The organism is Micromonospora sp. WMMD961 (assembly GCF_029626145.1).
In the GTDB taxonomy this organism is placed as follows: Bacteria; Actinomycetota; Actinomycetes; order Mycobacteriales; family Micromonosporaceae; genus Micromonospora.
The window spans coordinates 791,827-816,500 of the sequence record NZ_JARUBJ010000002.1 but is presented as its reverse complement, the minus strand read 5'-3'; the positions used below and the strand labels follow the sequence as shown (position 1 = coordinate 816,500).

The 24,674-nt window shown below is 71.9% G+C and carries 25 protein-coding genes; 9 read left to right on the top strand and 16 right to left on the bottom strand.

The window, feature by feature from the left end:
* Positions 1-142: 142 nt before the first annotated feature.
* Positions 143-352 (top strand): PspC domain-containing protein, encoded by a 210-nt coding sequence (locus O7614_RS03955; protein WP_278137128.1) that lies wholly within the window; start codon positions 143-145, stop codon positions 350-352.
* A 239-nt stretch (positions 353-591) separates the two neighbouring features.
* Here the strand turns inward: O7614_RS03955 and O7614_RS03950 are convergent, their stop codons facing one another.
* From O7614_RS03950 to pdxH, 7 genes are all read right to left on the bottom strand, one after another.
* Positions 592-1,392, bottom strand: a complete 801-nt coding sequence (locus O7614_RS03950) for a DUF4230 domain-containing protein (protein WP_278137127.1) — start codon at positions 1,390-1,392, stop codon at positions 592-594.
* A gap of 99 nt (positions 1,393-1,491) precedes the next feature.
* Complete coding sequence (locus O7614_RS03945; protein ID WP_278137125.1) at positions 1,492-2,655, bottom strand: acyl-CoA dehydrogenase family protein; 1,164 nt, start codon at positions 2,653-2,655, stop codon at positions 1,492-1,494.
* A 44-nt stretch (positions 2,656-2,699) separates the two neighbouring features.
* Positions 2,700-3,005 carry a type II toxin-antitoxin system VapB family antitoxin gene (locus O7614_RS03940; RefSeq protein WP_030329612.1) on the bottom strand — a complete coding sequence of 102 codons (306 nt, stop codon included), beginning with the start codon at positions 3,003-3,005 and terminating at the stop codon, positions 2,700-2,702.
* Positions 3,006-3,192: 187 nt separating this feature from the next.
* The gene (locus O7614_RS03935; RefSeq protein WP_278137124.1) at positions 3,193-3,795 is read right to left on the bottom strand and encodes a nitroreductase family protein; all 603 of its coding nucleotides are present in this window, start codon (positions 3,793-3,795) and stop codon (positions 3,193-3,195) included.
* The gene (locus tag O7614_RS03930; RefSeq protein ID WP_278137123.1) at positions 3,795-4,724 is read right to left on the bottom strand and encodes an aldose 1-epimerase family protein; all 930 of its coding nucleotides are present in this window, start codon (positions 4,722-4,724) and stop codon (positions 3,795-3,797) included. Before O7614_RS03930 ends, O7614_RS03935 begins: the two co-directional genes overlap by 1 nt.
* A gap of 18 nt (positions 4,725-4,742) precedes the next feature.
* On the bottom strand, positions 4,743-6,041 hold the full coding sequence (locus O7614_RS03925; RefSeq protein WP_278137122.1) for an MFS transporter: 1,299 nt from the start codon (positions 6,039-6,041) through the stop codon (positions 4,743-4,745).
* Positions 6,038-6,667, bottom strand: coding sequence for a pyridoxamine 5'-phosphate oxidase (gene pdxH / locus O7614_RS03920; RefSeq protein ID WP_278142140.1), 630 nt, complete (start codon positions 6,665-6,667; stop codon positions 6,038-6,040). Before pdxH ends, O7614_RS03925 begins: the two co-directional genes overlap by 4 nt.
* A 279-nt stretch (positions 6,668-6,946) precedes the next feature.
* Between pdxH and O7614_RS03915 the strand changes: the two genes are divergently transcribed.
* The 3 genes from O7614_RS03915 (at position 6,947) to sepH (ending at position 10,651) form a co-directional block, all read left to right on the top strand.
* Complete coding sequence (locus O7614_RS03915) at positions 6,947-8,053, top strand: citrate synthase 2 (protein WP_278137121.1); 1,107 nt, start codon at positions 6,947-6,949, stop codon at positions 8,051-8,053.
* Between the two features lie 205 nt (positions 8,054-8,258).
* The gene (serC, locus tag O7614_RS03910) at positions 8,259-9,386 is read left to right on the top strand and encodes a phosphoserine transaminase (RefSeq protein WP_278137120.1); all 1,128 of its coding nucleotides are present in this window, start codon (positions 8,259-8,261) and stop codon (positions 9,384-9,386) included.
* 185 nt (positions 9,387-9,571) lie between these two features.
* A complete protein-coding gene (gene sepH / locus O7614_RS03905) occupies positions 9,572-10,651 on the top strand; it encodes a septation protein SepH (RefSeq protein ID WP_278137119.1) in 1,080 nt (359 codons plus the stop codon).
* Positions 10,652-10,810: 159 nt separating this feature from the next.
* Here sepH and thpR read toward each other — a convergent pair whose 3' ends face one another.
* From thpR to O7614_RS03880, 5 genes are all read right to left on the bottom strand, one after another.
* Positions 10,811-11,392, bottom strand: coding sequence for an RNA 2',3'-cyclic phosphodiesterase (thpR, locus tag O7614_RS03900; RefSeq protein ID WP_278137118.1), 582 nt, complete (start codon positions 11,390-11,392; stop codon positions 10,811-10,813).
* 2 nt (positions 11,393-11,394) lie between these two features.
* Positions 11,395-11,904, bottom strand: coding sequence for a hypothetical protein (locus O7614_RS03895; RefSeq protein ID WP_278137117.1), 510 nt, complete (start codon positions 11,902-11,904; stop codon positions 11,395-11,397).
* A 103-nt stretch (positions 11,905-12,007) separates the two neighbouring features.
* The gene (locus O7614_RS03890) at positions 12,008-13,291 is read right to left on the bottom strand and encodes an MFS transporter (RefSeq protein WP_278137116.1); all 1,284 of its coding nucleotides are present in this window, start codon (positions 13,289-13,291) and stop codon (positions 12,008-12,010) included.
* A 73-nt stretch (positions 13,292-13,364) separates the two neighbouring features.
* Positions 13,365-13,814 carry a MarR family transcriptional regulator gene (locus tag O7614_RS03885; protein WP_172862146.1) on the bottom strand — a complete coding sequence of 150 codons (450 nt, stop codon included), beginning with the start codon at positions 13,812-13,814 and terminating at the stop codon, positions 13,365-13,367.
* Between the two features lie 114 nt (positions 13,815-13,928).
* A complete protein-coding gene (locus tag O7614_RS03880) occupies positions 13,929-15,407 on the bottom strand; it encodes an NCS2 family permease (protein WP_278137115.1) in 1,479 nt (492 codons plus the stop codon).
* A gap of 88 nt (positions 15,408-15,495) precedes the next feature.
* Between O7614_RS03880 and O7614_RS03875 the strand changes: the two genes are divergently transcribed.
* Positions 15,496-15,741, top strand: a complete 246-nt coding sequence (locus O7614_RS03875; protein WP_278137114.1) for a DUF2530 domain-containing protein — start codon at positions 15,496-15,498, stop codon at positions 15,739-15,741.
* Positions 15,742-15,764: 23 nt separating this feature from the next.
* Here the strand turns inward: O7614_RS03875 and O7614_RS03870 are convergent, their stop codons facing one another.
* The gene (locus tag O7614_RS03870) at positions 15,765-16,694 is read right to left on the bottom strand and encodes a DUF3027 domain-containing protein (RefSeq protein WP_278137113.1); all 930 of its coding nucleotides are present in this window, start codon (positions 16,692-16,694) and stop codon (positions 15,765-15,767) included.
* On the opposite strand from O7614_RS03870, the gene O7614_RS03865 reads away from it, so the two are divergent.
* Both O7614_RS03865 and O7614_RS03860 read left to right on the top strand, forming a co-directional pair.
* A complete protein-coding gene (locus tag O7614_RS03865) occupies positions 16,693-18,300 on the top strand; it encodes an MFS transporter (protein WP_278137112.1) in 1,608 nt (535 codons plus the stop codon). The two genes, O7614_RS03870 and O7614_RS03865, sit on opposite strands and share 2 nt — an antisense overlap.
* Positions 18,297-18,947, top strand: coding sequence for a futalosine hydrolase (locus O7614_RS03860; RefSeq protein WP_278137111.1), 651 nt, complete (start codon positions 18,297-18,299; stop codon positions 18,945-18,947). Before O7614_RS03865 ends, O7614_RS03860 begins: the two co-directional genes overlap by 4 nt.
* Positions 18,948-18,960: 13 nt before the next feature.
* Here O7614_RS03860 and O7614_RS03855 read toward each other — a convergent pair whose 3' ends face one another.
* Entirely contained in the window at positions 18,961-19,830 is an 870-nt protein-coding gene (locus tag O7614_RS03855; RefSeq protein WP_278137110.1) for a GNAT family N-acetyltransferase, read from the bottom strand.
* 416 nt (positions 19,831-20,246) lie between these two features.
* Here O7614_RS03855 and O7614_RS03850 point away from each other — a divergent pair, with 416 nt between their 5' ends.
* Positions 20,247-21,077, top strand: coding sequence for a 1,4-dihydroxy-6-naphthoate synthase (locus O7614_RS03850; protein ID WP_278137109.1), 831 nt, complete (start codon positions 20,247-20,249; stop codon positions 21,075-21,077).
* Here O7614_RS03850 and O7614_RS03845 read toward each other — a convergent pair.
* Positions 21,038-21,424 carry a cold shock domain-containing protein gene (locus O7614_RS03845; RefSeq protein WP_088986676.1) on the bottom strand — a complete coding sequence of 129 codons (387 nt, stop codon included), beginning with the start codon at positions 21,422-21,424 and terminating at the stop codon, positions 21,038-21,040. The genes O7614_RS03850 and O7614_RS03845 overlap by 40 nt on opposite strands.
* A gap of 27 nt (positions 21,425-21,451) precedes the next feature.
* Positions 21,452-22,075, bottom strand: a complete 624-nt coding sequence (locus tag O7614_RS03840) for an HAD family hydrolase (protein WP_278137108.1) — start codon at positions 22,073-22,075, stop codon at positions 21,452-21,454.
* An 84-nt stretch (positions 22,076-22,159) separates the two neighbouring features.
* Between O7614_RS03840 and O7614_RS03835 the strand changes: the two genes are divergently transcribed.
* A complete protein-coding gene (locus tag O7614_RS03835) occupies positions 22,160-24,646 on the top strand; it encodes a helicase-associated domain-containing protein (RefSeq protein WP_278137107.1) in 2,487 nt (828 codons plus the stop codon).
* Positions 24,647-24,674 lie beyond the last annotated feature (28 nt).

The following is a 24,674-nucleotide window of genomic DNA, read 5'->3' as shown; positions in this document are numbered from 1 at the left end:
AGGCGTCAGGAGAGGGCTGCCCGGGTAAAGCACCTACGGGTCCACGGGTTGCCGCTCCTCCTCGGGACCGAGGGCGGGGTGGTCACCCCCTTCTACCGTGGATTGCAGACGCGGCGCACCGCCGCAGAGTGGGAGTACGACGATGAGTCGCAAACTGGTCCGGCCCCGCGAGGGGCGCATGCTCGCCGGTGTCTGCGCTGGCCTCGGTCGGCGGTTCGGCATGTCCGCGGGGATTGTTCGGCTGCTGTTCCTGCTGTCGCTGCTGCTGCCCGGCACTCAGGTGATCGTCTACCTGATCCTGTGGATTCTCATGCCGAACGAGGATCGCTACCTCGCCTCCACCGGCCACTGACCCGACCCGCACACCGCTCCGGCGCCGGACCGGGCAGCAACATCGGGGATGTTGCTGCCTCCCGGCCGCCCGAGACACCAACATCCCCGACGTTGCGCGGTTCTTGGCGCGTGGCGACGCGACGGGCGGGCGGGCGCGGCGGCGTGGGCGCAGCGCGGCGCGCCGACACGGGCAGCATGCGGGAGCGCCCGCCTCGACGAGGGTCGAGGCGGGCGCTCGCTGTGTGCGGGTGGGGCCGCTCAGGCAGCGATGTAGGTGACCGTGATCTGTTGGTAGCCGAGGGAGCGGAGCAGCCCCTCCAGCATCTTGCGGGTGTTTTCCTCGGCTCGGGCGGAGAGACCACTGTCGCGGGCGGCGGCGGTGATCCGCTCTTCGGCGAGCTGGTAGACCTGTTGCTGCCGGTTGGGGTCGTTGCCGACCAGGTCACCGAGCCGGTTGAGCAGACCGCGCTGCTCCGCGAAGACGTAGCTCTTCTCCATGTCGAGGTTGGTCTCGCCGAGCTGCGGCGCCGGCAGCTTGATCTCGACGGACTTGCCGTCGGCCGACTGGACGATGGCACCGTCACCGATCCTGGTGAAGTCGACGTACGCCTCGACACTGCCGGCCCCGACGAACAGGGTGCGCTCGTTGAGCAGGAAGTCGGGGACGTTGCGCCGGTCGTTCTGGGTGTCGACCACCACCTGGAAGTTGCCCTCGGCGGCCACGTAGCGGCTGAGGTCCTGGATCGACTTCAGCAGCGGTGGCTGACTGCGGTCGGTCTGCTCCTTGGCGAACGGGTTGCGGAACTCCGGCAGGAAGCCGGTCGCCTGGATGCCGAGCAGCACCACCACGGCCAGCGCGGCGGCGCCGAGCAGCAGGAGCAGGCCACGGGCCGCCCCACCGCCGCCGCCAGGCGCCGGGCTGCCGGGGCCTCCGGAGCCGTCGCCCGGTGTGTCAATGGTCGGCTCGGGTGTCGCGGCCGACCGCTCCTTGAGGTCGTCACCGGTCCGGTAACCGGGGAACTCCCTCGTGGGCTCGTTGGTGCCAGCGTCGCGGGCCATCACGCTCACCGTCCTTGTCAGACACGTCGTCTGTCAATGACGGTACGGCCCCCGTGCGACAGTCGCGCGTCGAGCGCCCGGAAAGTGCAAAAGGGCAGGTCAGGCGAATGCGGGAAGCCCGGTGAGCCGCTGCCCCACGACCAGTTGGTGGATCTCGGACGTGCCCTCGTACGTCAGCACGCTCTCCAGGTTGTTGGCGTGCCGCATGATCGGGTATTCGCCGGAGACACCGTTGGCGCCGAGGATGGTGCGGCACTGCCGCGCGATGGCAAGGGCTTCCCGCACGTTGTTCAACTTGCCCACGCTGACCTGGTCGGGTCGTAGCCGGTGGGCGTCGGCGAGCCGACCCAGGTGCAGCGCGAGGAGTTGCCCCTTCACCAGCTCGACGGCCATGTCGGCGAGCTTGGCCTGGGTGAGCTGGAACCCGGCGAGCGGACGACCGAACTGGGTACGGGTGCCGGCGTACGCCAGGGTGGTCTCCAGACAGTCACGGGCGGCACCGACCGCGCCCCAGACGATGCCGTAGCGGGCCTCGGTGAGACAGCTCAGCGGCGCCTTGAGCCCGACCGCCTCGGGCAGTCGGGCGTCCGGCGGGAGCCGGACGTCGTCGAGCACGATCTCACCGGTCACCGACGCGCGCAGCGACATCTTGCGACGGATCTCCCGGGCCGTGACACCGGGCGTGTCCATGGGTACGGCGAAGCCACGCACTCCCTCGTCGGTGCGCGCCCAGATCACCGCGACGTCGGCGATCGGCGCGTTGGTGATCCACATCTTTGCACCGGTGAGCACCCAGTCGTCGCCGTCGCGGCGGGCCCGGGTGGTCATCGAGGCGGGGTCGGAGCCGTGGTCCGGCTCGGTCAGACCGAAACAGCCGATCGCCTCACCGGTGGCCATCGACGGCAGCCAGCGTTGCTTCTGCTCCTCGCTGCCGTAGCGCCAGATGGCGTACATGGCGAGCGAGCCCTGCACCGAGACCAGGGAGCGGAGGCCGGAGTCGCCGGCTTCCAGTTCCTGACAGGCCAGCCCGTACGCGACGGCGGACGCGCCCGCGCATCCGTAACCCGTGAGGTGCATGCCGAGCAGGCCGAGTTTGCCGAACTCCCGGGCCAGTTCGCGGGCCGGCACCTGGCCCTGCTCGTACCAGTCGGCGACGTGCGGGCGTACCCGGTCGTCGACGAGTTGGCGGACGACGTCCCGGATCTGTCGCTCTTCGTCGGTGAGCGACGGGTCCAGGTCGAGCAGATCCAGCGGAGCGGTCATGGACGCCACCCTAACGAACGCTCAGGACGTGGAAGAAGGGCTCGTCACTCGATCGGTTCGGAGAGCACCAGCACCCGGGCGTGGATCTGGTTGCGCTGCTGCAGGGCGGCGCGCAACGCACGGTGCAGACCGTCCTCCAGGTAGAGCCCGCCGTTCCACTGCACGACGTGCGGGAAGAGGTCACCGTAGAAGGTGGAGTCCTCGGCGAGCAGCTTGTCGAGCGCCAGCTCGCGCTTGGTGGTGATCATCTGGTCCAGGCGCAGTGGCCGGGGCGGAATCTCCGCCCACTGCTTGAGCGTCAGATTGTGCTCCGGATAGGGACGCCCGTCCCGGACCGCTCTGAAGATCACGACGGCACGCTCCCCTCCCCGTGGCCGGGCCGACCGACGGCGCCGAGCCGGGCCGCGGCGGGCACCGCGCGGCGCGGCACCGATGACCGTGCCAGCCTAGCCGCCCAGCGCACGCTGCGTTTCGCTCCCTGATGTCAGTTTCACTACCGGTCGTCCGATCCTCAAGCGGACAAACGGGACGGCGCGCTCAGCTCCACCGGCCGCGCCGCACCACCTCGTCCATCGGACGACGCCCTCGACGCAGCGACGGTGACCTATGGTCAGCCGCTCGGTAACCGATTGTGACGGCACCGATGGGCTGGTACTCCTCCGGCACGCCGAACGCGTCCCGGTAGGTGGCCAACCGCTGCGGCGGAATGCCGAAGAAGCAGGCCCCCAACCCCTCGTCCACGGCGGTGAGCAGCATCAGCAGCGCCGCGAAGCCAGTGTCGACATGCCAGTACGGCACCGGCCAGCGGTCCACCGACTGATCCGTCCACCCCTTGTCCGGCTCGGCGTACCGTCGCAGGTACGCCGACTCGTTGGAGTGCGGCACCACGATCAGCGGTGCCCGGCGCATCCCGGCCAGCCAACGCTCCCGGCCACCGCCGTCCGGTGTGGTGGCGGCCCAGAACCGCTCCCGGTCGGCCGACTCCTGCAGCACCAGGAAACCCCAGCCCTGGGCGAAGCCGGCCGACGGTGCACGAACCGCGTGGTCGAGCAGCCGGTCCACCACGTCGGGCGGGACCGGGCGGCCCGGGTCGTAGTTGCGCACCATGCGCCGACGCCGGAGGACCTCGGCGAACTCCATCAGGCCCCGGGCCGGATGCCCCAGGCACCCCGCCAGGTCGTACCGGGCTTCAGCGTGAGCACGTCCCGGCCCGAGCGGAACGCGTCCGGCGGGCAGGTCATCGGCTCGATCGCCACCGAGCGGCGATGCCGGTCACCGACGAGGGAGTCCCCGGTGAACACCTGCCACCAGCCGAACTCGGCGTCCGCCCAGATGCTGACGCCCGCCGAACCGTCCGGCGCGGCCAGGCTCACCGACGAGCCACCGTCGGCGTCGCGGATCACCTCGCCGAAGCAGAGGTCCAGCTCGACGGCGCCGATCCGGCGCGGGCTGGTCCAGTCGTACTCGGTCCCGGCCACCGGGGTCGCGCCGACCGGCAGCAACCGGCCGTCCACCAGCAGTCGGGTACGGGTGGGCAGCCGCATGACCAGGTCGTCGACCGCGACCCCCGGCAGTTGCAGGTACGGGTGCACGGAGAAGCCGAACGGCGCGGCCTCCTCGCCGGTGTTGGTCACCTCGTGCTCGACGCGCAGCCCGTCCGCGCCGACGCTCCACCGGCTGAGCAGCCGCAACGGCCACGGGTAGCCGGGCTGCGGCGGAAGGTCGTAGCCGACGGTAACGGCGTCCTCGGACTGCTCCAACAGACGCCACGGAACCCAGTTGACCAGCCCGTGGATGGCCACGTGCCGCTCCGGCTCGGTCAGCGGGAGCTGGTGCGTCCGCTCCCCGTACGTGTAGCGGCCGTCGCGGATCCGGTTCGGCCAGGGCGCCAGCACCTGCCCGGCGCAGCCCGGGCTGACCTCGTCGGTCCGGTACCCGTCGACCAGGTCGACGCCGTCGTGCCGGTACGTCCGGAGCCCGCCGCCCACCTCCACGATGACGGCCTCGTGGCCGGCGGCGGAGATGGTCCACTGGGCGCCGGAGAACGGGCGCTGATCGGGGCTTTCCATGTCGGCGACCCTAACCGGTCACGTCCGGTCGCCGCTCGACGCCGTCACCGCCCGATAGCGCAGCAACGCCGGGAACGCGGCCGCGAGCACCACCACGAGCACCGCAGAGGCGAGCCCACCGGCCACCCAGGCCACCCCGCCGCCGAAACCGGCGGCCATCGTGCCGGCCCGCAGGTCGCCCAGGCGCGGTCCGCCGGCCACCACCACGGTGTTGACGCCCTGGAGTCGACCGCGCATCCGGTCCGGCGCGTAGACCAGCAGCATCGACTGGCGCAGCACCGCGCTGATCAGGTCGGCGGCACCGGCCACGGCGAGCAGGGCCACCATCAGCCAGAGTTGGTGGGCGAGACCGGCCGCGGCGATCGCCAGGCCCCAGCCGACCACCGCGAGTACCAGGCCGACGCCCTGCCGGCGGAGTCGGCCGATCCAGCCGGAGGTCAGCCCACCGATCATCGAGCCGATCGCGATGGCGCTGTAGAGCAGGCCGACCGCCCCGCCGCCGCCGAACCGCTCGTGGGCGATCTCCGGGAAGAGCGCCCGCGGCATGGCGAGGATCATCGCGATCAGGTCCACACCGAAGGACAGCAGGAGTACGGGTGTGCTGGCCAGGTAACGGAACCCGTCGACGACGCTGGCCAGGCCGGCACGGCGAACCTGACCGTCCTCGGCCGGCTCGGGTGGCAGCTTGGGCAGTCGCAGCGCGGCCCAGAGCATCGCGGTGAACAGCACCGCGTCCAGTCCGTACGCGATCGGCAGGACCACAGCGGTGTCCGGCGAAGCGGAGAGGATCAGGCCGGCGGCGAGCGGCCCGGCCACCGAGGCGGCGGTGAACGTCGTGTAGTTCAGGGTGGTGGCGGACGCCACCAGGCCCTCCGGCACCAGGCGGGGCAGCATGGCGCTGCGGGCCGGCGAGCTGATCGCGAACGCCACCGACTGCACCGCCATCAACGCCAACAGCAGCACCGGGCTGCCCACGTCCAGCAGCGCCTGGACGAGCAGACCGAGGGTGGATGCCCAAAGCAACAATGAGCCGGCGAGCAGCACCGCCCGGCGATCCCGGGCGTCGGCCACCGCCCCGCCCCAGAGCCCGAAGACCAGCAGCGGTACGAAGGCCGCCACGCCCAGCAGACCCACCCAGAACGAGTCCCGGGTCAGCGCGTACATCTCCACCGGGACCGCGACGGCGGTGAACTGGAAACCGAACATCGCCACGGTGTTGCCGAGCCACAGCCGCCGGTACGCGGGCACGCGCAGCGGACGTACGTCGATCGCCCAGCGGCGCGCTCCGCGCTGCCGGGCCTCCTGCACACCCGTCACGGCGCCAACCGCTCGACGATCCAGCCACCCTCGTCGGGGCGGCGGAAGCGGAGCCGGTCGTGCAACCGACCGGCCCGGCCCTGCCAGAACTCCACCGACTCGGGTCGCACCCGTAACCCACCCCAGTGCGGAGGGGTCGGGATCTCCGCCTCGCCGGCGAACCGCTCGGTCACCTCCTGGTAGCGCTCCTCCAGCGCCGACCGCCCCGACACCACCTGGGACTGTGGGCTGGCCCAGGCACCCAGCTGGGAGCCGCGCGGCCGGCTGGCGAAGTACGCCTCGCTGGTCGCACGGTCGACCGGCGCGACCCGCCCGGCGACCACCACCTGACGCTGCATCGGAAACCACGGAAAGACCAGGCTGGCGTACGGGTTGGCGGACGTCTCGACACCCTTGCGTGACAGGTGGTTGGTGAAGAAGACGAAGCCCTCCGGGTCGTACCCCTTCAGCAACACCGTCCGGCCGCTCGGCCGGCCGGCCGGGTCCGCGGTGCCCACCACCATCGCGTTCGGTTCGGGCAGCCCGAAGGCCACCGCGTCGGTAAACCACCTGTCGAACTGGCTGTGCCAGTCGGCGGCCAGGTCAGCCTCGGTCAGGCCCACGTCTGCGGCGTATTCGTTACGCATCGCAGCCGGGGCGGGTGTGTCACCCGTCACGTCCCCACTCCTTCTCGGCACGCCGCCCAGCGCCCTCCCACGCTGGCCAGCCCGCACTGCCCAGTCTCACCGAGTGGGGCGGAGAATGCGCGCCCGGGGATGTCGCGTGCAGCACAGTCGCAGCGGGTCGCGTATCCCTTACTCAGCAGGCAGTATGTTCCGAACACATCCCTGAGGGTCGCCTAAGGCGCTCGGCCGACCGGGCCGGATGAGCTGTTCGGGCGCACCGACCAGATCCAGGAGAGCGACATGGCCGATTTCAAACCCGGACTGGAGGGCGTCGTCGCCTTCGAGACCGAGATCGCCGAACCTGACCGTGAGGGTGGTGCGCTGCGCTATCGCGGGGTCGACATCGAGGATCTGATCGGCCAGGTGTCGTTCGGCAACGTCTGGGCGCTGCTGGTCGACGGCCGGTTCGGGCCGGGACTGCCGCCGGCGGAGCCGTTCCCGGTGCCGGTGCACTCCGGTGACATCCGCGTCGACGTGCAGTCCGCGGTCGCCATGCTGGCCCCGTACTGGGGGCTCAGCCAACTGTTGGACATCTCCGACGAGCAGGCCCGTGAGGACCTCGCCCGGGTCTCGGTGACCGCGCTCTCGTTCGTCGCCCAGTCCGCCCGGGGCCTCGGCCTGCCGGCGGTGCCGCAGAAGGAGATCGACAAGGCGCAGACCATCGTCGAGCGGTTCATGAAGCGCTGGCGCGGCGAACCCGACCCGCGGCACGTCAAGGCCGTCGACGCGTACTTCATCTCGGCCGCCGAGCACGGCCTGAACGCCTCCACCTTCACCGCTCGCATCGTCGCCTCCACCGGGGCGGACGCAGCTGCCTGCATCTCGTCGGGCATCGGCGCCCTCTCCGGTCCGCTGCACGGCGGGGCCCCGTCCCGGGTGCTCAGCATGTTGGAAGCGGTGGAGCGCAGCGGCGACGCGGAGGGCTACGTCAAGGGCGTCCTCGATCGCGGTGAGCGGTTGATGGGCTTCGGCCACCGTGTCTACCGGGCCGAGGACCCGCGCGCCCGCGTGCTCCGGCGCACGGCCAAGGAGCTGGGCGCGCCGCGCTTCGAGATCGCCGAGGCGCTGGAGAAGGCCGCCCTCGCCGAGTTGCAGGCCCGCCGCCCGGACCGGGTGCTGGCCACCAACGTCGAGTTCTGGTCGGCCGTGGTGCTGGACTTCGCCGAGGTGCCGGCGCACATGTTCACCTCGATGTTCACCTGCGCGCGGATGGGCGGTTGGAGCGCGCACATCCTGGAGCAGAAGCGCCTGCAGCGGCTGGTACGCCCGTCCGCCCGCTACGTCGGCCCGGAGACCCGCAAGCCGTCCGAGGTCGAGGGTTGGGGCGCCGTTCCGCACGGAGTCTGAGCGGTAAGGAAGGGCCCCTTCTTAACGCCTGGCGTATAGGAGGGGCCCCTTCCTAACACGAGCCGGGCAGGTGCCGTCGAGGTGTGGCGAAGGCCTCAGAGCTGCGCGCAGGGGCCCGGCGTCCACTGATGGGTCCGGGTGCGAGGATGAGGGCCGGCAGTGTCGCCGGGCCCGCCCTCGCCCTTGTGGAAGGATTTTCAAGACCGTGGCTGACGCACCGATCATCCGGATTCCCGATGAGATCAAGCCCGCCGACGGACGCTTCGGCTGCGGCCCGTCCAAGGTCCGTCCGGCGGCGGTGTCCGCTCTCGCCGAGGTCGCGACCAGCTTCCTGGGCACCTCGCACCGCCAGAAGACGGTCCGTGACCAGGTGGCCCGGCTGCGCTCCGGCATTGCCGAGTTCTTCTCGCTGCCCGAGGGCTACGAGGTCGTCATCGGCAACGGTGGCACCACCGCGTTCTGGGAGGTCGCCACCTTCGGCCTGATCCGCGACCGGGCCCAGTTCGCCAGCTTCGGCGAGTTCGGCGCCAAGTTCGCCAAGTCGGTCACCGACGCGCCGTTCCTGGGCGAGCCGACCGTCCGCAAGGCCGCCGCGGGCAGCGCGCCGGCCCTGGTCGCCGAGTCGGGCGTGGACGCGTACGCGACGCCGCAGAACGAGACCTCGACCGGCGTGGCAGTTCCGATCAACCGGGTGGCCGGCGCGGACGAGGGCGCGTTGCTGCTGGTCGACGCGACCTCCGGCGCGGGTGGTCTGGAGGTCAACGTCGGTGAGACCGACGTCTACTACTTCGCCCCGCAGAAGTGTTTCGGCTCCGACGGTGGCCTCTGGTTGGCTCTGATGTCGCCGGCCGCGCTGGACCGGGCCGCCGAGATCAAGGCGTCCGGGCGCTACATTCCCGCCTTCCTCGATCTGGTCACCGCGATCGACAACTCGCGGCTGGAGCAGACCTACAACACCCCGGCGCTGGCCACCATCTTCCTGGCGGCCGAGCAGACCGACTGGATGAACGCGCAGGGTGGTCTGGCGTGGGCGGCCAAGCGCACCGCCGAGAGCGCCGCCACGGTGTACGGCTGGGCGGAGCGTTCCACGGTGGCCACCCCGTTCGTCACCGACCCGGCACTGCGCTCCAACGTGGTCGCCACGATCGACTTCGCCGACGGGGTGGACGCCACGGCCATCGCGAAGACGCTGCGCGCCAACGGCATCGTGGACACCGAGCCGTACCGCAAGCTCGGCCGCAACCAGCTCCGGGTGGCGTTGTTCCCGGCGGTCGAGCCGGCCGATGTCGAGGCGCTGACCGCGTCCATCGACTACGTGGTCGAGCGACTCTGAGCTTCGTCACGGTCGGTGTCCGTCGGGGCCTCCACGGACACCGACCGTGATCATCGCCGCAGCTCAGTCACGACATGCGGGGTGTCGCTTCCCCCACCCCGAGGCAGATGCGCGTACGGTGGTCGGAGACGCCTGGGTGGCCGACTCGTGGCGTGCGGCCAGCGAAGCGGGACGGAGGCAACGCAATGCGCCCAGTACGCTTCGTCGCCCTCTCCGAGGACGGCCATGCCCTGGTTCTCGCCGACGAGGTCGGGCGGTTGCTCGCGCTGCCGATCGACGAACGGATCTCCGGCGCGTTGCACGCCGAGCCGGGCACGCCGCCGCTCGTGTCGGCACCGACCGCGGCCGACCCGGTTCCCTCACTGTCCCCTCGGGACATCCAGGCCCGCATCCGCTCCGGTGAGTCCGCTGAGGACGTCGCCCGGATCGCCGGCGTGCCGGTCGACCGGGTGCTGCGGTATGCCGGCCCGGTGTTGCAGGAGCGGGCGATGCTCGCGCAGCACGCCCGCCGCACGCGGCTCAAGGGAGCGGAGAAGCCCACCCCGCTCGCCGAGGTGGTCAACGGCCGGTTGAGCCAGCACGGGATCGACACCGAGAAGATCTCCTGGGACGCGTACCGGCGTGACGACGGCACCTGGCGGATCATCGCCACCTGGCCGTCCGGCAAGGCCACGGCGCAGGCCATCTGGGATCTGGACAAGACCCGGCAGTCGGTGGCCCCGCACGACGACATGGCGCAATATCTGTGCGCCGAACGGCCCACGCCGATCCTCGGCCAGGAGCCTGCGCCGGAGCGGGGCGGGCATGCCCTGCCCGGTCCGTCGCGGGGTGAGCCGAGCCGTGGCGGGCACGGGCTGCCGGCGGCGTCCGAACACCCGCGTCCCGGCCGGGATCCGATCCGTGCTGGCCGCGATGCGCTGCTCGCCTCACTGGACCGTCCACTCGGCGGCTCGTCCGGCCGTGGGCTGGAGCCGCGCACTCCGGCTGCTCTTGCCGGGTCGGACGCGCCTCGGCAGCGGCCGGTCGCCGGGGGTGCTGCCGCGCTGCTCGGCGGCGGCCAGGGGTCGGCCTTCGACGACGACTCGGACGCGCCCAAGGAGGTGCCGGCCGTGCCGTCGCTCGCGGTGCTGCGGCCTCGCCGGACGGGCGCTGCGGCGGCCGGCGGCGGCGAGTCCACCGACGCGAACGGCAAGCCGCGTAAGCGGTTGCCGAGCTGGGACGACGTGCTCTTCGGCAGCGGCCCGGCGGCGCGCGAGTCCTCCTGACGCTTCGCGCTGACGGGTGGTGGTCCACCACCCGTCAACGCGAGACGGACGGGCTTCACCGCTGCCCAACGCGAGACGGACGGGCTTCACCGCTGCCCAACCACGTCCGGACCGGGGATCGAAACGGTCTTCTGGCTCGTCAGGCCAGCGGGGCCGCGGTCAGAGCGGCCAGGCGGCGAGCCGGTCGTAGCGCGAGGGTCGGGAGTCGAGGTGGCTGCGCATCAGCAGCACCTCGGTGACCAACCACTCCGGGCCCTGGTAGTCGTCGAGGTCGGCCCGGTCGGCCTCGACGTCGGCCGGGTCCATCCGATCGGCGGGCCGAGCGACGGTCAGGTGCGGGCGGAACGGCTTGTCGTCGCACGGCAGCCGGGCGTGCCGCAGCCGGGCCCGGATCAGCCGGGCCAGCACGTGCAGTGCCTCGACCTCGCCCCGGAGGCCCACCCAGAGCACCGTGGACCGGCCCTGGCCGAACCGTCCACCGCCGCCGGGGCTCAGCCGGGGCGAGGCATCGCGGCCGTCGCGGAACCGCTCCACAGCCAGCCCGAGCGCACTCTCCACCTCGACCAGTCGAGCGGCCTCCACCTCGCCGAGGAAGGCCAGAGTGACATGCAGGTGGGCCGGTTCGGCGAGCCGGACGTTGACACCGGCGGCGGCCGCCGCGGCGACCCGTAGCCGCGCGACCTGCGCCCCCAGGTGGTCGACCGACTCGGGACGGGGATAGACCGCGACGAAGAGCCGCACACTCAGCGGTGCCGCTGCCAGTGCCCGGCCCTCGCCGCCGGCAGGCTGAGCCCGGCGGCGTGCAGCACACCCTCCACCCGGACCCGCTCGATCTCCTGGTCGACGCCGTCCAACTCACCGAGATGCTCGGTGATGCCGAGGGCTCGACAGGCGAGACGAAGCCGATCGTCGTACGCCTGGAGCAACGCGCTGTGCCAGACCATCGGCCGGCCGGCACCACCGAGCCGCTGACCGCCCAGGCGCCGCAGGTCTGCGGCGAGTTGCTCCAGGGGCCGACGGTCGGTGCGGTCGAAGGCGCTGAGGTCGATGTCCCGGGTCAACGCGTCGGCCTCGACGGCCCGGTCGAGGCGCGCGATCGTTCGTTTCTCCCGCCGACGTTCACGCCACTCGGACCAGCCGCAGACCACCCGGTCGAGGATCTCGTCATAGCAGAAGAGCAGTGCGAATGCCGCCGGAAGACTGGCCACGGCGAGGAGCGCCAGGGCCAGCATGAGCGCACGTCCGACTCCCACACATCGACGCTAAGCCCCATCGTGCCCCCCCGCCAGCGGTTTGCGCGCATCCGCGCCATCCGCTGAAGACGGCGCGGATGGCGCGGAACCGCTTCCGCAGACGTCAGCAGTCGGTGGACGTGACGTAGAAGCGGGGCATCGGCAGCACCCGGAAGCGCACCCGGGCACCGGAGCGGCGCAGCTGCCAGGTGAGGGCGATCAACGCGGCGGACAACGAGATCAGCCCGCCCATCCAGATGCTGGCACCGGCGCCGTAGGTCTCCGCGACCCAGCCGATCAGCGGCGCGCCGACCGGGTTGGTTCCCAGGAACACCAGCACCCACAGGGCCATCACCCGACCCCGGAAGGCCGCGTCCACGCCCATCTGGATGCGCTGGTTTGCGGCCTGGGCGAAGAAGACCATGCAGAAGCCGGTCGGCACCAGCAGGGCGACTACCAGCCAGTACGCCGAGGCGAGGCCAACCAGGGTGCCGAAGCTGGCGCAGGCGATCGCCGCGCCCAGCACCAGCCAGACCGACGGGCGGCTCCGCCGACCGGTGCCGCTGAGCGCGCCGCCGAGCGCACCGACGGCCAGCGCGGTGCTGAACAGGCCGAAGGAGGCAGCACCGGTGTTGAAGACGGTCTTCGCCAGGGCGGCCAGGGTGAGCTGGAAGTTGAACAGCGACATGCCGATCACCGACATGACCGCCATCGGCAGCAGCAGGTCGGGGCGCCGCCACACGTACCGCAGCCCGTCGACGACCCGTGCGGACGCCCGCTCGTCGCGCGGCAGCAGGGCGTCGCGGTGCAGCTCGGCCGTCCGCATCCGGACGACGTTGACCAGGGGCGCTACGGAGCTGAGGGCGGTGAAGAGGAACACCGGGCCCACGTCGAACGCGGCGATGGCCAGGCCGGCGACGGCCGGGCCGACGATCCGGGCGGAGTTGAACACGGCGGCGTTCAGCGACAGCGCGTTGGGCAGCAGCGGCGTGCCGACGAGTTCGGAGACGAACGCCTGCCGGACCGGGGTCTCGACGGCGTTGGCCGTGCCGAGCAGCGCGGCGAAGGCGAAGACGTGCCAGAGCTGCACCAGGTCGGTGAGGACCAGCACGGACATGCCGAGCGCCAGCACACTCCAGAACGTGTTGGCGGCGAAGAGCAGCACCCGCTTGTCGTACCGGTCGGCGAGCCGGCCGGAGAGCAGCGTGAGCAGGAGCACCGGGGTGAACTGACACGCGGTGACCACACCGAGCGCGGTCGCCGAGTTGTCGGAGAGCTCGAGGACGAGCCAGTCCTGGGCGATGAACATCATCCAGACGCCGATCAGCTTGATCAGCTGCCCGGATGCGAAGAGGCGGTAGTTGCGGACCTGTAAGGACTGGAACATCGTGCTCAGCTTGGCCTGCACTCTTGGTGCGCCTCCTCCGGGACGTACGCGTCATCGACAGGTGACGGCGCGGACCCGGTGGCGCGGGTGCGGCTCAGGCGCGAGCGAGCTGCTGGAGAATCTGGGCGGCCCTCTGCAGGGTTTCCCGTTCGTCCTCGTCGAGCGCGGCCAGCCGGTGGGCCAGCCATTCGTCGCGGGCCCGCTCGAACTGGTCGAGCACGGCCTGCCCCCCTTCGGTCGCCGCGAGGATGACCTGCCGGCCGTCGGTCGGGTGGGGTGTCCGCCGCACGAGGCCGCGGTCCTCCAACTTCCCGACGATCTTGGTCATCGTCGGTGGCTGCACCCGCTCCACGTCGGCGAGCTCCCTGGGCGTCAGCGCGCCGGCCAGCCGGAGGCTGGTGAGCGCGGAGACCTGGGTGACTGTCAGGTCGCCGACCGGTCGGGCCTGGCGGACCCGTCGGTTGAGTCGGGTGATCGCATCACGCAACTGGGGAGCCAGTTGCGCCGGTGGCACGCGTTCCGCCGTCACCGTCCGCTCCATCACGTTAGTTAGCTTAACTAATGAGCCTGGCTAACGACATCTCTTATGACCGGGCTCACGAGGACGTTGATGCCGTCCGGGCGGGGAATCCTGTTCGACTCCCCGCCCGGACGGGCGTCACAGCACCAGGGACTCGATCGGTCCGCGCAGGAAGTACAGCACGAACAGCGCGGCCACCCCGTACAGCAGCGGGTGGATCTCCCGGGCCTTGCCCTTGGCCAGCTTGACCACCACGAAGGTGATCAGACCGGCGCCGATCCCGTTCGAGATCGAGTAGGTGAACGGCATCAGCACGATGGTGAGGAACGCCGGAATGGCGATCTCGTAGTCGGACCAGTCGATCGTCCGCACCGCGGTCATCATCAGGAAACCGACCACCACCAGGGCCGTCGAGGCCGCCTCGAACGGCACGATCACCACCAGTGGCGCCAGGAACATCGCCAGCAGGAACAACACGCCGGTGACCAGGTTGGCCACACCGGTCCGGGCGCCCTCCGCGACACCGGCGGCACTCTCGATGTACGACGTGTTGCTGGACGTGCTGGCCGCGCCACCGGCCGCCGCGGCGATCGAGTCGACGAGCAGGATCTCCTTGGTCCGCGGCGGGGTGCCCTTCTCGTCGAGCAGACCACCCTCCTGGCCGACGGCCACCATCGTGCCCATGGTGTCGAAGAAGTCCGTGATCAACAGCGTGAAGACGAACATCAACACGACCAGCCAGCCGGCTCGACCCCACGAGTCGAGCACGTTGAACTTGCCGAGCAGCGACAGGTCGGGGAGGTCCACCACCGTCTTCGGCAGCTCCGGCACGTTCAGCGACCAACCCTTCGGGTTGGGTTGACCGTCGACGAACGACGGGCCGATGTTGCCGATCGCCTCCACGATCACCGCCAGCACCGTCGAGGCGAGGATGCCGATCAGGATCGCGCCCCGCACCCGGCGGACCACCAGTACCAGGGTGATCAGCAGGCCCACCACGAAGACCAGCATCGGCCAGCTCACCAGCTTGCCGCCGATCCCCAGACCGACCGGGACGGTGGTGTTGGCGTCGTCCGGGATCCGCCGGACGAAGCCGGCGTCCACCAGGCCGATGATGGTCAGGAACAGACCGATGCCGACCCCGATCGCGGTCTTCATCTGGGTCGGCACCGCGCGGAACACCGCGGTCCGCAGACCGGTCAACACCAGCACCGCGATGATCACACCCTCGATCACCACCAGGCCCATCGCGTCGGCCCAGGTCATCTCGGGAGCGATCTCGTACGCGACCAGCGCGTTCACGCCCAGACCAGCGGCGAGCGCCAACGGGAACCGGCCGACAACACCCATCAGGATGGTCATCAGGCCGGCGACCAGCGCGGTCGCGGCAGCCAGCGCGGGAATCGGGAGGGTCTTGCCGTCACCGTCGACGGCACCACCCAGGATCAGCGGGTTGAGCACCACGATGTACGCCATCGTGAAGAAGGTCGCCAGGCCACCGCGTACCTCGCGGCTCATCGTCGAGCCACGGGCGGAGATCTCGAAGAACCGGTCGAAGCCGTTACGCGGGTGAGCGGGGTTGGGAGGTGTGCCGTTCTCGGGCGGCGCTACTGCCATCAGGTCCTCGCAGGTGATCTTCCGGTTGTCGCGCGCATCGTCCCAGATCAGCGACGGGCAGGGGAAGTCGGTCGCGTACGCTTGGCAGATGCCGAACGAGCAGCCACCGCGGCCCGCACCACTGGACCCGCCGATGGTGCCGTTCGCCCTCGCCGGTCTGATCGCGTGGGCGCTGGCCGGGCTGATCCTGCTGATCTTCTTCCGGGGTTGGCTGACCGACCACGGTCACCAGAACTGGCTGTGGACCTGCCTCGCCGGTTTCCTGTGGGGCTTCCCGGGGCTCGCCGTGATGATGCGGCACGACGCCAACCGACGCCGACGCCGGGCGAGCTGACCCCGCCCGAGCACCCAGAACGATCAGGGGTGCCCGTACGGCTCCGCCGGCTCGGCGGTCTCCACCGAGCCCGGGGCACGGCTGACCGACATGGCCTCCACGGCGCTGTCGTCGTACACCGTGGGTAGCTCTTCGACAGCGGTCTCGGCCGCCTCGATCAGCGTCTCGGAGTGCGCACCGCAACCGTGGTCGGCGCTCACCACCCGGCCGTCGTCCGGGGCGTAGAAGTTGCCGCACGCCCCGAAGGCCTGCCGCATCGCACCCGCCAGCGGCAGGTAGAAACCGCAGGTGCCGCAGCGGGCGGCGGCCGGCGCGGCGGTGGAGATCGGCGCGGCGGGGCCGTGGTCGCCGTCGTACCAGCGCTGCGCCGCCTCCATGCGGCCCTCGCGGGACAGCACGCGCGCCCGCCCCAGGCCCAACTCCCACGCGGTCTCCTCGACCGCCGGGTCGTCGGAGAGCAGGTAACCGGGGACCAGCCGGTCGTCGTCCGGCGAGGTCGGCAGCAGATCACCCGGACCCAGGTCCCCCGGCTTGAGCCGTTCCTGCCAGGGCAGCCAGCCGGGCGCGAGCAGCGCGTCGGGCCCGGGCAACAACACCGTCTCGCAGATGGTCACGGTCTTGCTGCGCGACACCCGGGTGACGGTGACCGCCCACCGCCAACCGCGGTAGCCGGCCAGGCGGCATTCGAAGTAGTGGGTGACCAACCGTTCACCTTCGGCGACAACCTGCAGGTGGTCGCCGACATCGTCGGCGTCGACCTCGGTGATGCCAGCACGCGCCACCTCGACGGCGGCGGCACAGACCTGGTCGAGACGGGCGGCACGGGTGGAGGCGGGCCTGGTCACCTCACCATTGTTCCCCATGCGCCCCGCAGGGGTGACAGGGACTCCCGGGGAACCTTTCCCCGCAGTGGTGCGGCGTACCTGGATCAGATGGGCGAGGATGGTGCACATGCCGTCGTACTCCCGCTCCGGGCGATCCGTCCTCGGGCGGACCGTCGGCACCGGCATCCGCGCCGTTCGGCTGCTGTTCCGCGGTTCGGTGGGCAGCGGCCGCTGGGTGACCCGCCGCGCCGGTCGGGTCCGGGCCCGGGGCGCCGGTGGCGAGGTCGGCATGGTGCGCCTGTTCGACCTGCACGCGCTCTCCTGCGCCGGTGACACCCTGATCGCCATCGGCCTGGCCGGGACGATCTTCTTCAACGTGCCGCTGGGCGAGGCCCGCAGCAAGGTCGCGATCTACCTGCTGGTGACCATGGTGCCGTTCGCCATGCTCGCCCCCGTGGTGGGCCCGCTGCTGGACCACTTCCGGCACGGCCGGCGGTACGCGCTGGCCGCCACGATGCTGGGCCGCGCCTTCCTGGCCTGGTTGATCTCCGACTACATCCACGGCTTCGGGCTCTACCCCGCTGCGTTCGGGGTGCTCGCGCTGTCCCGGGCGTACGGCGTGGCCCGTTCCGCAGCCGTACCCCGGTTGTTGCCGGAGGGCCTCGGTCTGTCCCAGGTGGGTGCCCGGGCCAGCGTCTACGGCACGGTCGCGGGCGCGCTGGTCGCTCCGATCGGGTTGGCCGCGTTCTGGTTCGGGCCGCAGTGGCCGCTGCGCGTCGCGTCGGTGATCTTCCTGGTCGGCATGGTGATCTCCCTGCGTCTGCCACCGAAGGCCGACTCGGAGCCACCGGAGCGGGTTCCCCGGCCAATACGCGCGCTGGGCCGCCACCGTGGTGACCGGCCCCTGGGCCGGGGTCGCCCGGCTGGCCGGCTGGTGATCGCCACGCTGATCGGCGCCGCGACGCTCCGCGCGGTGTACGGCTTCCTGCTGCTCTTCCTCGCCTTCGCGATAAAGAAGGGCGACCTGACCACTGTGGCGTTCGGCCGCGATCTGGGCGCCGAGTGGGCGTTGGGAGTGGTCGGCGGTGCGCTCGCGGTCGGCACGTTCCTGGCCACCGCCATCGGCACCCGTCTGCGCATCCACCGGCCGACCGCGATCCAGTCCAGCAGCATGATCATCGTGGCTGGCGTGGCGGTGCTCGCCGTCATCCAGTTCTCGCTGGTGATGGTCGCCCTGCTCTGCCTCGTCGCGGCCCTGGTCAGCGGGATAGCGAAACTGGCCGTGGACGCCTCGATCCAGGAGCGCATCCCGGAGCGGCTGCGGGCGAGTTCGTTCGCCCATTCGGAGACGGTGCTGATGCTCGCCTTCGTCGCCGGCGGAGGGTTGGGGCTGGTCCCGTTCGACGGGCGGATGGGCATCGCGGTGGCCGCCGGGGTCGGCGTCCTGGCCGCGGTCCGGGGCGTGCTGGTCTCCGCCCGGCTGCGTGGCGAGAAGCTGGCCGGCCGGCCGCTCGGCGACGACGAGCTGACCGAGGACGAGCCGGCCGACGGGCCCGGGGATGTCGCGCCCACCTCGCCGGCCCCGGCCCAGGCCCAGGCCGGCTCGCCACGGTACGACGACCCGAGCCTGGCCCCTCCGGGCTACCACATCTACCGTCCGTCCTCGGCGGTCGGCGGCCCGGGTGGCGGAGCGGACGACGAGACCCGCCGCGAGTCCCCCGGCTCGGTCTCATGACCGGTCTGCTGGTGGTGACGGCGGTACCCGCCGAGGCGGACGCGGTCCGCGCCGGCCTGACCGAGAGGACCGTCACCGTCACGCCGGTCGGCGTGGGCCCGGCCGTCGCCGGTGCCGCCACCGCCCGGCTGCTGGCGCTGGCCGAGGCCGCCGGCCGCCCGTACCGTGCGGTGGTCAGCGCCGGCGTGGCCGGCGGCTTCACCGGGCGGGTGAAGGTCGGCGACACAGTGCTCGGCACCGCCAGCATCGCCGCCGATCTGGGCGCCGAGTCACCGGACGGGTTCATCCCCGTCGACGAGTTGGGCATGCCGCCGGCGATGCTCGGTGTCGGCGGCGCGGTGCCGACCGACCCGAGCCTGCTGGCGGCCCTGCAGGCCGCCCTCCCGGCGGCGACGACCGGGCCGGTGCTCACCGTCAGCACGGTCACCGGCACCGAAGCCAGCACCCGGGAGCTGCGCCGACGGCATCCGGAGGCGGTGGCCGAGGCCATGGAGGGGTACGGGGTGGCAGTCGCCGCCGCCCAGGCCGGGGTGCCCTTCGCCGAGCTGCGGACCATCTCCAACCCGATCGGCCCGCGCGACCGCGACGCCTGGCGGCTGCGCGAGGCCCTCGCCGCCCTGACCACGGCAGCGCCAGCGCTGCGCTGAGCCGGCCGCCGGCTCACTTGTAGCTCTGCCGCCGCGGACGGCCCGACCGGAGTGCGGCGGGCCGGCGGGCCTCGATCTCGAAGCCGCACGCCAACAGCAGGTCGATGCCCGCACCCTCGGCGAGCGCGGCCACGTCCTCGACACCCGCCTCACGCATGTCGGTGAGCAGGGCCGTGACCAGCCGACGCCCGAGCCCCAACCGCCGGTACCGAGCATCAACGAGCACGCCGTCGAGCACCATCTCCCGCTCCGGGTCGTCGGGAAGCCACTCGCCGTGCTCCAGGAACGGGCTCCGCTCATGGGCCCGCAGTTCTCCGACCAGCTTCCCATCGGGAAGCTCGGCGACGTACCGCCAGCAGGTGACCGGCAGGTCGCCACCGTGCACGCGACGTACCTCTGCAGTCCGGCGGACCTCGGCAGCCCACCGCCGGTTGTCGCGATAGCGCCGGTTCAGCTCGTACGCGGCCGGCGGCAGAGGTAGTGGATACCGCTCGGGCGGCAACCGGTACCACTCCGCCCACCAGGCACCCGGCCAGTCGCGAGGCTCGTGGACGGGCCAGACGTCCAGGTGAGCCGGGTACCGCCGCCCGGCATCGTCCCGCATGTCGTCGTGCGGAACCGTCGTCGGCTCGACGATGGCGATGGCTGACGACGGCACCGCGACGGTCAACTCCCCGCCCGCCGCCCGGACGAGACGCTCCACCGTCCTGAACCGGGGATCCACTGCGCGCCCCGACTCGATCCGTGCCAGCGTCGGCTGCGGCACTCCCGACCTCTCGGCCAGCTCCCGCTGGCTGAGATCGGCACGACGGCGCAAAGCTCGCAGAGCCCGGCCGAGATCAGTCTCGCCGGCCCCATCCATGCGCTCGGTCGCCTCGGTCACAGGTCGATGCTCCCGGCTGGTCGAGGCTCTATCAACAGCCACGCCAGAGCTGTGGATAACCCTGTGGAAAAGTTCTCGAGCCGGTGGACGGCATCTCCCAACGCCCCTTTGGAGCTGAATCGTTTGCGGCATCACCATCGTGTTGCGGCATCCGCCGACCAGCATCCGGCCGCCTGCGTTTGAGGCATCACCGCGACGACCCTCATCTCGCCCGACGCGATTCGTTTACGACATCAGCTCCAAAGGACGCCTGAGGCACGTGCCCCGCTGGCGTCGTCGACCGCCTTCGCCGCCGACCCGACCGACCAGGCCAGGCCAGGCCCGACCAGGCCAGGCCAGCCCCCAAGCTGTCATGGATCACAGTGGGCGGGGGTGGGCACGGGCCGCGACGCGGGGGCAGGGCTACCGTGAGGGACGTGGCGCTCTCCCTGGCGATCTCGCCCTGCCCCAACGACACGTTCGTCTTCCACGCGCTGGTGCACGGTCGGGTGCCCGGCGCGCCGCCGGTCGAGGTGACCTACGCGGACGTGGACGTGACCAACACGGCGGCCGAGAAGGGCGCCTTCGACCTGGTCAAGGTGAGCTTCGCGGCGCTGCCCTGGCTGCTCGACGACTACCACCTGCTGCCCTGCGGTGGCGCGCTCGGTCGCGGCTGTGGCCCACTAGTGCTCACCCGGGGCGACCGCACCGACCTGACCGGCGCCACGGTGGCGGTGCCGGGCGACCGGACCACCGCGTACCTGCTGTTCCGACTCTGGTCGGCCGGACAGCCGCCGGCCCGGATCGAGGTGGTCCCGTTCCACGAGATCATGCCGGGCATCGCGGCTGGCCGTTACGACGCTGGGCTGGTCATCCACGAGGCCCGGTTCACCTACCACCGGCACGGCCTGACCGCGCTGGTCGACCTCGGCGAGTGGTGGGAGGCCGACACCGGCCTACCCATTCCGCTCGGGGCGATCCTGGCCCGTCGCGGCGCCGTCGACCCGGAGGCCGCGGCCGGCTGGGTCCGCGAGTCCGTCCGGCAGGCCTGGGCGGACCCGGCGGCCAGCCGGGAGTACGTGTTGGCGCACGCCCAGGAAATGGAGCTCGACGTGGTGGACCGGCACATCGGCCTCTACGTCAACGAGTTCACCGCCGACCTGGGTGAGGCCGGTTTCGCCGCGGTGGCGGCACTGCTCGACCGGGCCGCCACCGCCGGCCTGGTGCCTCAGACCTCCAGCTCGCGCGCGACCGCGTGGACCAGCTGAGCGATCTTCTGCGCGGTCTTCTTGTCCGGGTACCGGCCCCGGCGCAGGTCAGGCTGGACCTTGGCCTCCAGCACCTTGATCATGTCCTCGACGAGGCCGTGCAACTCCTCGGCCGGTCGGCGGCGCAACTCCGCCATCGACGGCGGCGCGTCCAACAGCTTGACGCCCATGGCCTGCGCGCCCCGGCGGCTGTCCACCACGCTGAAGTCGACCCGCTGGCCACCCTTGAGGTCGGTGACACCCGCCGGCAGCGCCCCCTTGGGCAGGAACACGTCGCCGCCCTCGTCACTCGTGACGAAGCCGTATCCCTTGGCCGTGTCGTACCACTTCACTCGACCCGTAGGCACCTGAAAACCCCTGCTTCACTTGAGCCGCTACTGCTCCAAGGCTAGCTGGATCATGCCGTCGAGCGCCCCTGGGAATCCGCGAAGATCGTCGAGCACCACGCTCGCGCCGGCCGTGAGCAGCTCTTCCCGGGAGCAGGGGCCGCTCGCTACGCCGATACCGGGCACCCCGGCCACCCCCGCTGCCACCATGTCCGCGACATGGTCACCGACGTAGTGGGTGGCGCCGTGCTCGCGCAGGGCGGTGGCCTTCTGCTCGGCGAACAGGTCACCAGCCAGCTCGTCGACCAGAAGACCGAGGTGGTCCAGGTGCAGCCGGGCCAGACGGCCCATCTTGGCGGTGACGACCAGCACACGGCCGCCTCGCGCACGGACCGCGTCGATCGCCTCGCGCGCACCGGGCATCGGGACCGTCGGGGTGATCGCGTACGCCGGGTACAGCTCGCGGTACTCGCCTACGGCCGACTCGAGCTGCCCCGGCGGGAACCAGTGCGCCAGCTCGGTGCGCAGCGGCGGCCCGAGCCGGGACACCGCCAGCTCGGCGTCCACCGGCACGCCCGTCCGCGCGGTCAACGCCCGGAAGGTCGCGGCGATGCCGGGGCGGGAGTCGACCAGGGTCATGTCGAGATCGAATCCGACGGTCAGTGCGGGCATGCCGAGAAACGTACCCGGCGACTCCCGTCCGGCCGAACGTCCGAGGGGCGCGGAAGCCCGGTGCCGGGCTAGCGTGGAAAGACGATGACCACCTCACTCGCCGACCACCTGCGGTCGCTGCCCGACGAGTCACTGGCCGCACTCCTGCAGCTGCGGCCCGACCTCGTCGTGCCCGTGCCAGCCGACATCTCCGCCCTGGCCATCCGGGCCCAGTCCCGGGTCTCGGTGGCTCGCGCGCTGGACGGGCTGGACCAGTTCACCCTCCAGATCCTCGACGCCGCCCGCCTCACCCGGAACCCGGACGACGGCACCACGGCCACCGACGCCGTGCTGGCCATGGCGACCTCCGGGCCGCACCCGCCGGCTCCGACCGCCGTCCGGGCCGCCGTGGGTCGACTGCGTGCGCTCTTTCTGCTGTACGGCCCGGAGCACGCGCTCGAGGTGGTGCCCGCCGTCGACGAAGTCGCCCCGTACCCCGCTGGGCTCGGCCGGCCGGCCGAGGAGCTGGACCCCCGTACGGCCGCGCTCTGCGCGGACCCGGCGAAACTGCGCCGGACGCTGCTCGCCGCCCCGCCCTCGGCCCGGGCGATCCTGGACCGCCTGGCTGCCGGCCCCCCGGTGGGCAGCGTGCCTCCGGGCGCGTTGCAGGCGCCACCACTCGGCGCGGAGGACCCGGTCCTCTCCGACCCGACAAACGGTGGCGCCCCGGCCGGCTCCCCGGTGCGCTGGCTGGTCGACAGCCGGCTGCTGGTCCCCGTGACGACCGGCTCGGCGACGGCCAGCGGCACGGTGGAGCTGCCCCGCGAGGTCGGTCTGCTGCTGCGGCGCGACAGCGGCCCCCTCGGCCCACTGCGCACCAGCCCACCGCCGGTTGCCGGCGCGCCACGCGAACCGAAGGCCGTCGACTCGGCCGGCGCCGGGCAGACGATGGAGGTGGTCCGGCACACCGAAGGGCTGTTGGAGCAGCTCGCTGACGAGCCCGCGCCGGTGCTGCGCTCGGGCGGCATCGGCGTACGGGACCTGCGGCGGCTGGCGCGCACCGCCGGGCTGGACGAACCGACGACCGCGTTGCTGCTGGAGGTGGCGTACGCGGCGGGGCTCCTCGGCGAGTTGGAGATCCCGGGTGCGGCCACCGGCCGGTACGGGGCTGATCAGCAGGTGCTGCCGACCGGCGGGTACGAGGTGTGGCGGGCCGGCTCACTGGCCCAACGCTGGGAGCAGTTGGCCCGCGCCTGGTTGACCATGACTCGGCAGGTGGGGCTGGTCGGCCGCCGGGACGACCGGGACCGACCGATCACCGCGCTCTCCTCCGAGGCCGAACGGGCGGGTGTGCCCGCCGTCCGGCGGGCCGTGCTCGGCGTACTCGCCGACCTGGAGTCGGCGACCGCGCCCACCCCCGACGAGGTGCAGGACCTGCTCGACTGGCGGGCGCCACGACGCAGCCGGGGCCGGGACGCCGCGCACCGGGAGGTGCTGGCCGAGGCCGCGCAGTTGGGCGTCACCGGGTTGGGGGCGCTCACCTCGTACGGTCGGCTGCTGCTCGGTGACCTGACGTCGGCCGGCGAGCGGGGCGACGAGGACCCGCTGGGCGTGCACGCTGACGTCGAGAGCGGCGACCCGTCCAGTACCGCCCGGGCGTTGGACGCGCTGCTGCCCGCCCCGGTCGACCACTTCCTGGTGCAGGCCGACCTGACCGTGGTGGTGCCCGGGCCACCCGAACCGGCGCTCTCCGCCGAGTTGGAGGCGATGACCGAACTCGAGTCGGCCGGCGGGGCCAGCGTGCACCGGGTGACCACGGCGAGCGTGCGGCGCGCGCTGGATTCCGGCTACACGGCCGACGACCTGCACGACGTGTTCCGGCGACGGTCACGTACTCCGGTGCCGCAGGGCCTCACCTACTTGGTGGACGACGTGGCCCGTAAACACGGTGGGCTGCGGGTCGGCCTGGCCGGGGCGTACCTGCGCAGCGACGACGAGGCCCTGCTCAGCGAGGTGCTGGCGGACCGTCGGCTGGAGTCGTTGGCGCTGCGACGGCTCGCGCCGACGGTGCTGTGTACGCAGTACCAGGTCGGTCGGCTGCTGGGTGCGCTGCGCGACGCCGGGTACGCCCCGGTGCAGGAGGACGGCAGCGGCAGCACCGTGCTGGCCCGGCCACGGATCCGCCGGGCCCCGGCTCGGGGGTCGGTGACCACCCGGACGCTCGACCCGTTGGCCACCCCGAAGCTGCCCATGCCACGGCTGCTCGGTGTGGTGGAGCACATCCGGCGGGGTGACGCGGCGGCGCGGGCGGCCCGACGGGCACCGGCGGTGGTGCGTGGCGGTGCGGCGGGGCTGGGCGGCGGCCCGGTGCCGGCGCACACGCACAGCGAGGCCCTGGCGGTGCTCCAGCAGGCGGTGCGGGACAAGGCGCTGGTCTGGGTCGGTTACGTCGACGCTCACGGGGCGACCGCGTCCCGCCTGGTCAAGCCGGTCTCGATCGGCGCCGGCTATCTGCGCGCCGAGGACGAACGGACCGAGATGCTGCACACGTTCGCGCTGCACCGGATCACCGCGGCGGTGGTGGCGGACTGACCGGCTCGGGCCGGCTGACACCAGCGCC